12 protein-coding genes are annotated in these 13,366 nt (G+C 72.3%); 11 read left to right on the forward strand and 1 reads right to left on the reverse strand.

Annotated elements, in window-relative coordinates; all coding sequences use genetic code 11:
* Positions 1–29: 29 nt before the first annotated feature.
* From AB0A94_RS04720 to AB0A94_RS04740, 5 genes are all read left to right on the forward strand, one after another.
* Positions 30–956 (forward strand): proline dehydrogenase family protein, encoded by a 927-nt coding sequence (locus tag AB0A94_RS04720; protein ID WP_361738850.1) that lies wholly within the window; start codon positions 30–32, stop codon positions 954–956.
* Positions 957–991: 35 nt separating this feature from the next.
* On the forward strand, positions 992–2,623 hold the full coding sequence (gene pruA, locus AB0A94_RS04725) for an L-glutamate gamma-semialdehyde dehydrogenase (RefSeq protein WP_361738853.1): 1,632 nt from the start codon (positions 992–994) through the stop codon (positions 2,621–2,623).
* Positions 2,624–2,924: 301 nt separating this feature from the next.
* On the forward strand, positions 2,925–3,056 hold the full coding sequence (locus AB0A94_RS04730) for a hypothetical protein (protein WP_361738856.1): 132 nt from the start codon (positions 2,925–2,927) through the stop codon (positions 3,054–3,056).
* 67 nt (positions 3,057–3,123) lie between these two features.
* Positions 3,124–4,167 (forward strand): 3-isopropylmalate dehydrogenase, encoded by a 1,044-nt coding sequence (locus tag AB0A94_RS04735; RefSeq protein ID WP_361738858.1) that lies wholly within the window; start codon positions 3,124–3,126, stop codon positions 4,165–4,167.
* Between the two features lie 250 nt (positions 4,168–4,417).
* Positions 4,418–5,506, forward strand: coding sequence for a branched-chain amino acid aminotransferase (locus tag AB0A94_RS04740; RefSeq protein WP_361738861.1), 1,089 nt, complete (start codon positions 4,418–4,420; stop codon positions 5,504–5,506).
* A gap of 59 nt (positions 5,507–5,565) precedes the next feature.
* Here the strand turns inward: AB0A94_RS04740 and AB0A94_RS04745 are convergent, their stop codons facing one another.
* A complete protein-coding gene (locus AB0A94_RS04745) occupies positions 5,566–7,005 on the reverse strand; it encodes a cytosine permease (RefSeq protein ID WP_361738864.1) in 1,440 nt (479 codons plus the stop codon).
* A gap of 144 nt (positions 7,006–7,149) precedes the next feature.
* On the opposite strand from AB0A94_RS04745, the gene ureA reads away from it, so the two are divergent.
* From ureA to AB0A94_RS04775, 6 genes are all read left to right on the forward strand, one after another.
* On the forward strand, positions 7,150–7,854 hold the full coding sequence (gene ureA, locus AB0A94_RS04750; protein WP_361738866.1) for an urease subunit gamma: 705 nt from the start codon (positions 7,150–7,152) through the stop codon (positions 7,852–7,854).
* Complete coding sequence (locus tag AB0A94_RS04755) at positions 7,851–9,563, forward strand: urease subunit alpha (protein WP_361738869.1); 1,713 nt, start codon at positions 7,851–7,853, stop codon at positions 9,561–9,563. The genes ureA and AB0A94_RS04755 overlap by 4 nt, the downstream gene beginning before the upstream one ends.
* Positions 9,564–9,571: 8 nt before the next feature.
* Positions 9,572–10,621 carry an agmatine deiminase family protein gene (locus AB0A94_RS04760; RefSeq protein ID WP_361738872.1) on the forward strand — a complete coding sequence of 350 codons (1,050 nt, stop codon included), beginning with the start codon at positions 9,572–9,574 and terminating at the stop codon, positions 10,619–10,621.
* Positions 10,622–10,630: 9 nt separating this feature from the next.
* Complete coding sequence (locus AB0A94_RS04765; RefSeq protein WP_361738875.1) at positions 10,631–11,122, forward strand: hypothetical protein; 492 nt, start codon at positions 10,631–10,633, stop codon at positions 11,120–11,122.
* Positions 11,119–11,721: a TetR/AcrR family transcriptional regulator gene (locus AB0A94_RS04770; RefSeq protein ID WP_361738877.1), complete on the forward strand. Its 603-nt coding sequence runs from the start codon at positions 11,119–11,121 to the stop codon at positions 11,719–11,721. Before AB0A94_RS04765 ends, AB0A94_RS04770 begins: the two co-directional genes overlap by 4 nt.
* A 167-nt stretch (positions 11,722–11,888) precedes the next feature.
* The gene (locus AB0A94_RS04775; protein ID WP_361738880.1) at positions 11,889–13,166 is read left to right on the forward strand and encodes a hypothetical protein; all 1,278 of its coding nucleotides are present in this window, start codon (positions 11,889–11,891) and stop codon (positions 13,164–13,166) included.
* Positions 13,167–13,366 lie beyond the last annotated feature (200 nt).

Below are 13,366 nucleotides of genomic sequence, written 5' to 3' on the forward strand. Positions count from 1 at the left end.
CGGCCTCGTGCAGCTTGTGGAGGTGCCCCGTGCTGGGTCCCGTGATTCTCGCCGCGTCGCGCAGTGACCGGATGCGACGCCTGATCTCGGCGGCCCCGGTGACCAAGCAGGTCGTCGACCGCTTCATCCCCGGGGAGACCGTCGACGAGGTCCTGCCGATCGTCCGGGAACTCACCGGCAACGGCCTGGAACTCACCATGGACGTCGTCGGCGAGGACATCACCACCCCCGAGCAGGCCGCCGCCGCCCGCGACGCCTACCTGGAGCTGATCGACCGGCTGGGGCCGCTGGAGCTCGGCACCCGCGCGGAGATGTCCGTCAAGCTGTCGATGTTCGGCCAGGCGCTGGACGGCGGCCACGAGCTGGCCCTCGCCAACGTCCGCCCGGTCGTCGAGGCCGCCGCCGAGATCGGCACCACGGTCACGCTGGACGCGGAGGACCACACCACCCTCGACTCGATGTTCGCCATCCACGAGGAGCTGCGGAAGGACGTCCCGCAGACGGGCTGCGTCATCCAGGCCTACCTCTTCCGCACCGAGGAGGACGCGCGCCGCCTCGCCGCGGCCGGCAGTCGCGTACGGTTGGTGAAGGGCGCCTACAAGGAGCCCGCCGAGGTCGCCTACCAGCAGAAGCACGAGATCGACAAGGCGTACGTGCGCATCCTGCGGACGCTGATGGAGGGCGAGGGCTACCCGATGATCGGGTCCCACGACCCGCGCCTGATCTCCATCACCCAGGAACTGGCCCGCACCGCCGGGCGCAAGCTCGACGAGTACGAGTTCCAGATGCTCTACGGCATCCGCAGCGACGAGCACCTGCGACTGGCCGCCGAGGGCCACCGCATGCGCGTCTACACGGCCTACGGCACCGACTGGTACGGCTACTTCATGCGACGGCTCGCGGAGAAGCCCGCCAACCTGCGGTTCTTCGCCCGAAGCATGATCACCAAGGGCTGACACCACACCGCTCACGACAAGGAGTTACGCCACCCATGGACGCTGTGACCCAGGTCCCCACCCCCGTCAACGAGCCGGTGCACGGCTACGCCCCCGGGACGCCCGAGCGCGCCCGGCTGGAGGCCAAGCTCAAGGAGCTGGCCGACAACCCGATCGACCTCCCCTGCACCATCGGCGGCGAGAAGCGGATGGGCGGCGGCGAGCGCTTCGACGTCGTGCAGCCGCACAACCACAAGGCCCGCCTGGGCACCTACGCCAACGCCACGCAGGCGGACGCCCAGGACGCGATCGACGCGGCCCTCGCCGCCGCGCCCGCCTGGCGCGCGATGTCCTTCGACGACCGCGCGGCGATCATCCTGCGCGCCGCCGAGCTGCTGGCCGGCCCCTGGCGCGAGACCATCGCCGCCTCCACCATGCTGGGCCAGTCCAAGACCGCCCAGCAGGCCGAGATCGACAGCCCCTGCGAGCTGGTCGACTTCTGGCGCTTCAACGTCCACTACGCGCGCGGCATCCTCGCCGAGCAGCCCCCGGCCAACTCCCCGGGCGTGTGGAACCGCCTCGACCACCGCCCGCTGGAGGGCTTCGTCTACGCGATCACGCCGTTCAACTTCAGCGCGATCGCCGCCAACCTGCCCACCGCGCCGGCCCTCATGGGCAACGTGGTGGTCTGGAAGCCGTCCCCGACGCAGACCCACGCCGCCGTGCTGCTGATGCGGCTCCTCGAGGAGGCCGGTCTGCCCAAGGGCGTCATCAACCTGGTCACCGGCGACGGCCTGGAGGTCTCCGAGGTCGCCCTGAACCACCGCGACCTGGCCGGCATCCACTTCACCGGCTCGACCAAGACCTTCCAGCACCTGTGGAAGACGGTCGGCCAGAACATCGAGAAGTACCGCACCTACCCGCGTCTGGTCGGCGAGACCGGCGGCAAGGACTTCGTCGTCGCCCACCCGAGCGCCGACCCCGCGGTCCTCAAGACCGCGCTGACCCGCGGCGCCTTCGAGTACCAGGGTCAGAAGTGCTCGGCGACCTCCCGCGCGTACATCCCGGCGTCGATCTGGAACTCCGGCTTCAAGGAGGAGTTCGCGGCCGAGGTCGACGGCATCAAGATGGGTGACGTCACCGACCTGTCCAACTTCATCGGCGCCGTCATCGACGAGCGGTCCTTCGCCAAGAACAAGGCCGCCATCGACCGCGCCGAGGAGGACGCCTCCTGCACGATCGTCGCGGGCGGCTCTTACGACGACTCGGTCGGCTACTTCGTCCGCCCGACCGTCATCGAGTGCGACGACCCGGAGAACGAGGTGTTCCGCACCGAGTACTTCGGCCCGATCCTCGCCGTGCACGTCTACGACGACGAGAAGTACGACGAGATGCTGACCCAGATGGAGTCGGTGTCCGACTACGCCCTCACCGGCTCGGTCATCGCGAACGACCGCGCGGCGGCGGCGTACACGATGGAGAAGCTGCGCTACGCGGCCGGCAACTTCTACATCAACGACAAGTCGACCGGCGCCGTCGTCGGCCAGCAGCCCTTCGGCGGCGGCCGTGCCTCCGGCACCAACGACAAGGCCGGCGCCCCGCAGAACCTGATGCGCTGGACGCTGACCCGCGCCATCAAGGAGACGCTGGTCCCGCCGACCGACTACGGCTACCCGCACATGGGCTGACGCCCACCCCGACCCCGGACGGGCCAGGTCACCCCCCGACCTGGCCCGTTCGGTGTTTTCGCAGGTGGGAGCGGTGTGACCCGGGCTGCCGTCTCAGATAGTAGGAAGTCCGAGTAATTGTGCAGACAGAAGCAGTCCGCTCCTCTAGTTTTGTAGGAGCCGAACGAATCGCTCGATCAAGCGAACGGCGGTCGTGAGCCGGGCCCCGCGCAGGCAACCCCTGCGGCCCGCCGCTCCCCGCCCCACTCGGCGTCTCGCAACCCCTTTCCGCACTCCCGTACGCCGAAGGAGTCGATGACCCATGGCCGAGACGACCGTCCGCCGCCGCGTCCGTCACACCTCCCGCACCAGTGAATCCGACCGCAAGAACGCCACCGCGGCGCTCCAGCGCGCCCTCGACCGCAGGGACAACGGCGGCTCGACCGGCCACTGACACGCCGACGGCGTCCGTATGCCGGACGCCGCATGTCATCCCGTGGGACGAGGAGTAGGGTGCCCGCATGTCTCGCAGCCTCAATCTCGCAGTGATCCCCGGTGACGGCATCGGCCAGGAGGTCGTGGCCGAAGGTCTGAAGGTCCTCTCCGCCGTCCTTCCGCAGGATGTGAAGCTGGAGACCAAGGAGTACGACTTCGGCGCCAAGCGCTACCACGCCACCGGTGAGACCCTCACCGACGCCGACCTCGACGAGCTGAAGCGGCACGACGCCATCCTGCTCGGTGCCATCGGTGACCCGTCGGTCCCCTCCGGCGTCCTGGAGCGCGGCTTCCTGCTCAAGCTCCGCTTCGCCTTCGACCACCACGTCAACCTGCGGCCGAGCAGGCTCCTCCCGGGTGTCGCCACGCCGCTCGCCGGGCAGCCCGAGATCGACTTCGTGGTCGTCCGCGAAGGCACCGAGGGCCCCTACACGGGCAACGGCGGCACCATCCGCAAGGGCACGCCGCACGAGGTCGCCACCGAGGTGTCCGTCAACACGGCCTTCGGTGTCGAGCGAGTGGTCCGCGACGCCTTCGCCCGCGCCCAGGCCCGCCCGCGCAAGAAGCTCACGCTGGTCCACAAGAACAACGTGCTGACCTTCGCCGGCCACCTGTGGACGAACGTCTTCAACAAGGTGGCCGAGGAGTACCCCGAGGTCACCACCGACTACATCCACGTCGACGCCGCGACGATCTACCTGGTCACCGACCCGGGCCGGTTCGACGTCATCGTCACCGACAACCTCTTCGGCGACATCATCACCGACCTCGCCGCGGCCGTCTCCGGCGGTATCGGCGTCGCGGCCTCCGGCAACATCAACCCGGACCGCGCCTACCCGTCCATGTTCGAGCCCGTGCACGGCTCGGCCCCGGACATCGCCGGCCAGGGCAAGGCCGACCCCAGCGCCACGGTCCTGTCCGTCGCCCTCCTGCTGCGCCACCTCGGCCACGACGCCGAGGCGGCCCGCATCGAGGACGCCGTCTCCGCCGACCTCGCGGAGCGCGGCGGCCTGCCCGCCCGCTCCACCTCGGAGATCGGCGACGCGCTCGCCGCACGAGTAGCCGGCTGACCCGGCGCTCCGTCGAGAACACTCGAAGCCGCCGGGTCGCATCCGCACCCGGCGGCTTTCCCCTGTCCCCCGCCGGGTGCCACCATCGACCCCCGGGCCGCATCCACCCTGTTCCGTCCGCCGTCGCCTCCGGGCGATAATCGAACGCGGAGCCGCGGAATGAGGGAATGCTCGGACGTCCCAGCACTGGCCACCGGCCGTACGGGCGTGTGCGCGGCCCGTCACTACAACCGGTGAAGGACAACCACTCATGACGACGCCCACGATCGAGCTCAAGCCCTCGGCGCACCCGCTCTCGGACGCAGAGCGCGAGGCGATCCTGGCCAACCCCGGGTTCGGCCGCCACTTCACCGATCACATGGTGACGATCAAGTGGACCGAGGGCCGCGGCTGGCACGACGGCCAGCTCGTTCCGTACGCGCCGATCTCCCTCGACCCCGCGACCACCGTCCTGCACTACGCGCAGGAGATCTTCGAGGGCCTGAAGGCCTACCGCCAGCCCGACGGTTCCGTCGCCACCTTCCGCCCCGAGAAGAACGCCGAGCGCTTCCAGCGCTCCGCCAAGCGCCTCGCGATGCCCGAACTGCCGGTCGAGACCTTCATCGAGGCGTGCGACGCCCTCGTCACGCAGGACAAGGCGTGGGTGCCGGCGCACGGCGGCGAGGAGTCCCTCTACCTGCGCCCGTTCATGATCGCGACCGAGGTCGGGCTGGGTGTGAAGCCCGCCAACGAGTACCTGTTCCTGGTCATCGCCTCCCCGGCCGGCGCCTACTTCCCGGGCGGCGTGAAGCCGGTCTCCATCTGGGTCTCCGAGGACCGCGTCCGCGCCGTCCCCGGCGGCATGGGCGACGCCAAGACCGGCGGCAACTACGCCGCCTCCCTGCTCGCCCAGGCCGAGGCCGCCACCAAGGGCTGCGACCAGGTCTGCTACCTCGACGCGGTCGAGCACCGGTGGGTCGAGGAACTCGGCGGCATGAACCTGTACTTCGTCTACGGGGACAGGATCGTCACCCCCACCCTCAGCGGCTCCATCCTGGAGGGCGTCACCCGTGACTCCCTGCTGGGCGTCGCCCGCGACCTCGGCTACGAGGCCGTCGAGGAGCGCGTCTCCGTCGAGCAGTGGCAGCGCGACTCGGAGGACGGCACCCTCACCGAGGTCTTCGCCTGCGGTACGGCGGCCGTCATCACCCCGGTCGGCACGGTGAAGCGGGCCGGCGCCGAGTGGCGGCAGAGCGGCGGCGAGCCCGGCGAGGTCACCCTCCGCCTGCGCCAGGCCCTCCTCGACATCCAGCGCGGCACGGCCGAGGACAAGCACGGCTGGATGCACCGCCTGGGGTGACACACCCCGGCGTCGTGCGGGCGTCGCTGGGGGCCGCCGCCCCCGGCCCCCGCTCCGGCCTAGACGGCCCGGTCTTCGAACGCCGGGCGGGCCGTGTCCGCCGGCACCGGGTTCCGCCGGGCGGAACCCGGTGCCGACACCGTGTACATCACGCCTCCCACCAGCCCCGACAGCAGGAAGCTGCAGTCCACCCCGCCGGTCAGCGCCACCAGCGGACCCTCGTACGACGGCAGGGACACCGCCAGCACGCCGACCACCGCGCCCGCCGCCCAGGAGAGCGTGGCCGGGACGTTCCAGCCGGCGGTGTACCAGTAGATCCCGCCCCGTGCACGGCGGTTGAAGACCTGGAGCGCGTCGGCGTCGTACACCCCGCCGCAGCGGACGAAGCCGATGAGGGTGATGACGGCCCACGGGGTGCCGATCGCGGTGAGCAGCAGCACGAACGACGTCATCGCGTCCTGGGCCGTCGACAGGTAGTGCCCGGTGAACACGCAGACCGTGGCGACCGCGGCGACGACGTACGTGGCCGTCGCACGGGAGGCGCGCGGCACGATGGCGTCCAGGTCGAGACCCATCGAGTAGAGCATCAGACCCGCGTTGCCGACCGAGCCCGCGGAGGCGGCCAGCAGCAGCGGCACCAGGTACCAGCCGGGAGCGGCGTCGACCAGCGGACCGGCGTAGTCCAGCGCGGCGCGCGCCGCGTACGCCGTGAAGGTGCCGAAGAGCTGCGGCACCAGCAGACCCAGCATCAGCCCCAGCCAGGTCGCGTGCAGCACCCGGCGGGAGGAGGAGCGGGCGGGGGAGACGTAGCGGGTGTAGTCGCCGAGCAGGGTGATGAAGGCGATCGGCCCGGACAGCCCGGCCGCCACCGCGGACAGCAGCCAGGTCGGCCAGTACCCGTCCAGCAGATAGCCGCCGGCCTCCGGCAGCGCGGCGGTGGTGAAGCCGGGCGCGTAGGCGATCACGCCCAGGACCAGCAGGGCCGTCATGCCGAACGCCAGCACCCGCGACATCGCGAGGAGCACCCGGTAGCCGTAGACCGCGCCCGCCACGGTCGCCGCGACGAGCAGCCCGTAAACGACGGCGTACGACGCCTCGCCGGACGGCAGTCCGACCAGCCGCCCGAGCACGCCCACCACCACGTCCCCGCCGATCCACACGGTCAGCGCGGTGTACCCGAGCGCCAGGAGCAGTCCGACCACCGAGCCCACCAGCCGCCCGCGCACGCCGAACTGGGCGCCGGAGGAGGTGGACAGGTTGGTCGCCGTGCGCAGCGAGACCAGCGCCAGCGGGGCGGTGAACAGCGTGCCGGCGACCGTGCCCGCGATCACCGAGCTGACCGACGACCACCAGTCCAGCCCGAAGGACGGCGGCAGCCAGCCGAAGACGATCACGCCCAGGCAGAGGTTGGACCCCACCAGGATCGAGACGAGGTCCCGCGGCCCGCTGGTGCGTTCCGCCTCGGGGACGGTGTCGACTCCGCGCTGTTCCATCGGCATGACTGGTCTCCTCCGAACGGCCGCCTGGGGTTAGAGCGACGTTCAATCTGACGGTTGACCTCGGCCGTCGTCAACGGTTCCGTTGCGGGAATTTCACGTTTAGAGTGATGCTCTAAACAAGGGAAGGTGAGGAGGTGCCGCGTCGTGAGACTGACCCCCACGGAACGTGACCGGCTGCTGCTCTTCGGGGCCGCCGAGCTGGCCCGGACCCGCCGGGCCAGGGGGCTCCGGCTGAACGTCCCCGAGGCGACGGCCCTGATCGCCGACGCCGTGTGCGAGGCCGCCCGCGACGGCGCGCGCCTCGCCGAGGCCGTCGAACGCGCCCGGTCGGTGCTCGGACCCGACGACGTGCTGCCCGGAGTGGCGGACGTGGTCACCGAGGTGCACGTCGAGGCGGTCTTCGACGACGGCTCCCGGCTCGCGGTCGTCTCCGCCCCGATCGGCGGCGGGCTGGGGGAGCGGGCCCCGGGAGCACTGCTGCCCGGCCCGCGGCACACCGAGCCCGGGGCGGCGGTGCGGCTGACGGTCACCAACACCGCCGGCGTGCCCGTCTCGGTGACCTCCCACTTCCACTTCTTCGAGGCCAACCCGCGCCTGGACTTCCGCCGCGCCGACGCCTACGGCATGCGGCTCGCCGTGCCCGCCGGGTCGTCCGTGCGCTTCGGACCGGGCGAGACCCGTGAGGTCGGACTCGTGCCGATGGGCGGCGCACGGGTCGCCGTCGGCTTCGCCGGACTGGTCGACGGACCGCTGGACGCGCCGGGGGCGAAGGAGGAGGCGCTGCGCCGCGCGGCGGCCTGCGGATACCTCGGTGCCGCCCACGACACACCCGAAGGAGGTGGGCGGTGAGCCGCTCGAAGGGACGCGCGATCAGCGAGTCCGTCCGGATCGACCCCCACGCCTACGCGGCCACCCACGGCCCGCGCGCCGGGGACCGCGTCCGGCTCGGCGACTCCGGGCTGATCGTCCGCGTCGAGTCCGACGCGCAGCGCCACGGCGACGAGTTCCTGGCCGGCTTCGGCAAGACCGCCCGCGACGGGCTGCATCTGAAGGCCGCCGCCGTACGGGAGACCTGTGACGTCGTCATCAGCAACGTGGTGGTGATCGACGCGGTGCTGGGGATCCGGAAGGTCTCCATCGGGATCAGGCAGGGGCGGATCCACTCGATCGGGCGGGCCGGGAACCCCGACACCCTCGACGGCGTGGACGTCGTGGTCGGCACGGGCACCTCGATCGTGTCCGGCGAGGGACTGATCGCCACCGCCGGGGCCGTCGACACCCACGTCCACCTGCTGTCCCCGCGCGTCATGGAGGCGTCGCTGGCCTCGGGGGTGACCACGGTCATCGGGCAGGAGTTCGGCCCGGTCTGGGGCGTCGGCGTCAACTCGCCCTGGGCGCTCAAGCACGCCTTCGGCGCCTTCGACGCCTGGCCGGTCAACATCGGCTTCCTGGGCCGGGGTTCCTCGTCCCACGAGGCGCCGCTGATCGAGGCGCTCGCCGAGGGCGGCGCGTCCGGCTTCAAGGTGCACGAGGACATGGGCGCCCACACCCGGGCCCTGGACACGGCGCTGCGGGTCGCCGAGGAGCAGGACGTCCAGGTCGCCCTGCACAGCGACGGACTGAACGAGTGCCTGTCGGTCGAGGACACCCTGAAGGTGCTGGAGGGACGCACCGTCCACGCCTTCCACATCGAGGGCTGCGGCGGCGGACACGTCCCCAACGTGCTGAAGATGGCGGGCGTGCCGAACGTCATCGGCTCCTCCACCAACCCCACCCTGCCCTTCGGCCGGGACGCGGTCGCCGAGCACTACGGCATGATCGTCTCCGTCCACGACCTCAAGACCGACCTGCCCGGCGACGCCGCCCTGGCCCGCGACCGCATCCGCGCCGGAACCATGGGCGCCGAGGACGTGCTGCACGACCTGGGCGTCATCGGCATCACCTCCTCCGACGCGCAGGGCATGGGCCGCGCGGGTGAGACGGTCCGCCGCACCTTCGCCATGGCCGGGAAGATGAAGGCCGAGTCCGGCGCGCCCGGGGACCACGACAACGAGCGGGTCCTGCGCTACATCGCCAAGCTGACCGTCAACCCCGCGATCGCCCACGGCCTCGCCCACGAGGTGGGCTCGATCGAGACCGGCAAGCTCGCCGACATCGTGCTGTGGCGGCCGGAGTACTTCGGCGCCAAACCCCAGCTGGTGCTCAAGGCCGGCTTCCCCGCGTACGGGGTGGTCGGCGACCCCAACGCGGCGACCGACACCTGCGAACCCCTCGTCCTGGGACCGCAGTTCGGGGCGTACGGCGCCACACCCGCCGACCTCTCGGTCGCCTTCGTCGCCCAAGCCGCCTTCGACCAGGGCCGCGACACCATGCCGACCCGGCGCCGCAGGGTCGCCGTGCGCGGCACCCGCGGCATCGGCCCGGCGGACCTGCGCCTCAACTCCCGCACCGGGGCCGTCGACGTCGACCGGCGCACCGGCCTCGTCACCCTCGACGGGGAACCGCTCAGCTCCCGGCCCGCCGACTCGGTCTCCCTCAACCGCCTCTACTTCCTCTGAGGACCCACATGAACACGCCCGCGTCCGACGGCTTCCGCATGCCCGCCGAGTGGACCCCGCACGAGCGCACCTGGATGGCCTGGCCCGGCCCCAATCCCACCTTCGCCGGACCCGGTGAGCTGGCCGCCGCCCGGGCCGCCTGGGCGGCGGTGGCCCGCGCGGTCCGCCGCTTCGAGCCGGTGACGGTGGTGTGCGGCACCGGGCAGTCGGACGGGGCGCGGGCACTGCTCGGCCCCGGCGTCGACACCGTCGAGCGGGACCTCGACGACGCCTGGATGCGGGACATCGGGCCGACGTTCCTCACCGACGGCGCGGGCCGGCTGGCCGCCGTCGACTGGACGTTCAACGGCTGGGGCGCCCAGGAGTGGGCCCGCTGGGAGCACGACGCGAAGATCGCCGCGTGCGTCTCGGACCTCGCGGGGGCCCGGACGTACGCCTCGCCGCTGGTCAACGAGGGCGGCGCGATCCACGTCGACGGCGAGGGGACGGTGCTGCTCACGGAGACGGTCCAGCTCGGCCCGGAGCGCAACCCCGGCTGGTCCCGGGAGCGGGTCGAGGCGGAGATCCACGCCCACCTCGGCACCCGCAAGGCGATCTGGCTGCCGCGCGGCCTCACCGGCGACTATCCCCCCAACGGCTTCGGCACCCTCGGTCATGTGGACATCGTCGCGGCCTTCGCCCGCCCCGGTGTGGTCGTGGCCCATGTGCAGCCCGACCCGGCACACCCCGACCACGAGGTCACCAAGGAGACCGTCGGCCTGCTGAGGTCGCAGACGGACGCGCGCGGCCGCCGCCTGGAGGTCGTCGAGGTCCCCGCCCCGACCGTCCTGGAGGCCGACGGGCACTGGGCCGACTACTCCTACATCAACCACTACCTCTGCAACGGCGGTGTGGTGCTCTGCGGCTTCGACGACCCGCGCGACGAGACCGCGGCCGGGATCTTCCGGCGGCTGTTCCCGGAACGGACGGTGACCCTGGTGGACGCGCGGGCCGTCTTCGCGGGGGGCGGGGGCGTCCACTGCATCACCCAGCAGCAGCCGAAGGCCCTCGTCGGGTAGAACGTACGGGTGAACGTACTGCTCTGCGCCACCTGCGGAACACGGCTGACCGAGCCGGTCCGCCGGCTCGACGAGATGCCCGAGTACCCCGGCTGGGACGGGCTCCCGGGCCCGGACGGCCGGCGGCACGGCCCGCCGAGCGTGCCGCGCGGGACGTACGCGGTCGACCCGCTGCCCTTCGGGGCGCCGTTCGAGCCGGCCGCCCCCGACGAGGAGTACGACGGGATCGTGCCCGGCGGCATGTGGATGTCCGACGAGCGGGGCTTCCTGGTCTCGGCGGGACCGCGCGGCACGTACGTGCTGCACCCGGACGACGTCGTGGACGTCGTTCCGCACCCCGACGGGCGCCGCCTCACCGGCTGCTGCGGACCGCACGGACGGGCCGGGGCCAACCACGTCTGCGCGTGCGGGGCCGAGGTGGCGATCGTGGCCGCCGACTGCACCAGCGGCTACGAGACCCGGCTCGTCCCGGACGCCGTCCGCGTGGAGGCGGCCCGGTGACCACCCGCCGCCGTACCCCCGCGCCACCGCGCGAGGACGTCCTCGCCGCCGCCATGGCGATGATCGCCGAACGCGGGCTGGAGCAGCTGACCATGGCCGCCCTCGGCCGTGAAGTCGGCATGAGCAGCGGTCACTTGATCTACTACTTCCGCTCCAAGGACGAGTTGCTGCTGCGCACCCTGGAGTGGAGCGAGGGCCGCCTCGGCGCCGAGCGGGCGCGACTGCTCGCCCGCCCCGCCACCGCGCGCGAACGCCTCGACGCCTATGTCGGCCTGTACGTCCCCGACGGCCACCGCGACCCGCACTGGACGCTGTGGCTGGAGGTCTGGAACCGCTCGCAGAACGCGGACGCCGACGCCCGCGACCGGCAGGCCGCCATCGAGGGCGCCTGGCACCGCGACCTGGTGGCGCTGCTGGCCGAGGGCGTCTCCCGGGGCGAGTTCCGCCGCGTCGACGCCGACCGCTACGCGGCCCGCCTCCGTGCGCTGCTCGACGGCCTCTCCATCCATGTGGCGATCGGCCTGCGCGGCACGGACCGACCACACGTCCTGGCCCACGCGAGGGAGTTCCTCGCCGAAACCCTCCTTGCGGACACCTGAATACGTGTCCGGGTTGTACGGAGAACGGCGGATTGACCGGCCGGCCGGAGGCGCGATTGGCTCTGGGGGAGCCCTCGGCGCGGGGCCGGGGGAGCGGCGTCCACGGGGACACGGGAACACCACGGGGACACGGGGACACGGGGACACGGGGAAACTGGGGGAGAGCCATGCACAGAGCCATGCGGGGGGCGTCCGTCGCGGTGGTCGCGGGGGCGGTGGTCGCGCTGTCGGCGACCCCGGCGGCACCGGCACCGGGGCCGGATACCGAGCGGGTCACGCTGTCGGCGACGGGGGAGCAGGGCGACGGCCCCGCCTACGGCCCCCGGCTGAGCGCCGACGGCCGGTTCGCGGCCTTCAGCGCGGACGCGTCCAACCTGGTGCCCGGCGACACCAACGGGCACACGGACGTCTTCGTGCGCGACCTGCGCGGGGGGACCGTCGAGCGGGTCAGCGTCGGCCCGGACGGCGCGCAGGCCGACGGCGGTTCGTCCGCGCTGGGGATCAGCACCGACGGCCGGTACGTCCTGTTCCGCTCCCAGGCCCGGAACCTGGTGCACTGGGACGGTCCGCCCGCGGACGCCGGGGCCCACGACGTCTACCTGCACGACCGGCGCACCGGCGGTACCGAGCGGATCAGCGTCGGCCTCGACGGGGGGTCCGCCCACGCGGGCGGCGCCGTGATGTCGGCGGACGCCCGCCACATCGCCTTCAGCGCCAAGGCCGACCGGATGGAGAGCGCCCCCGGCGACCTCTTCGGAGCCGTGTACGTCCTCGACCGGCGCACCGGCGCCGTGGAGCGCACCAGCAACCGGAACCGCCCGACCAGCCAGGCGAGCCTGGACGGCATCAGCGCCGACGGCACCTTCGTGCTGTACTCCCAGACGGTGCCGCGCAGTTCGTACGGCGCCACCTGGGTGCACGACCGCCGCACCGGCGCCGAGGAGCAGGTCAACGTCCGCGCGGACGGCACCCCCGCCCAGCGGCACGCCATGCCCGCCTCGCTCTCCGCCGACGGCCGTACCGTCGCGTTCCAGTACTGGGGCGACGACCTGGTCCCGGGCGAGGAGCCCGGGGACGACACCCACCTGTACGTCCGCGATCTGCGCGCCGACGTCACCCGGCGGATCGATCCCGGCCCGGCCGGCGAGCACCGGCCCCAGGAGCCCGTGCTCAGCCCGGACGGCCGGCACGTGGCCTACCGGGCGGAGCCGCGTCTCGCGGACGGACGGCTCGGTCCCTCCAACGTCTACCTCCGCGACCTGCGCACCGGCGGCACCCGGCTGGTCAGCGAGTCCGTCACCTCGGGGCCCGTGACGGACGCCTCCGTGACGGTCTCCTGGCTGGGCGCCGGCGCCCGGCGGATCGGCCTCGGCAGCGCCTCCGCCCAACTCGTCCCGGACGACACCGGCGGCCACCACGACGGATTCGTCCGCCGGCTGCGCTGACCACGCACCGTCCGCATCCTGAGACGGATCGTGAGCACGGGGGCGGCTTGTGCCAGACTGCCCCCGTGCTCTCGTTCGCCACGATTATTGGCAGCAGGCGCGCCGGTCCGCAGTGACCGCACGTACGACACCGTACGGGCGGACACCGTCGTCCTCGACCCGCGCGCAGACCTCTCGCACCCGCGAGAGGTTTTTCTGTT

This window comes from Streptomyces sp. NPDC044984, assembly GCF_040646935.1.
Taxonomy (GTDB): domain Bacteria; phylum Actinomycetota; class Actinomycetes; order Streptomycetales; family Streptomycetaceae; genus Streptomyces.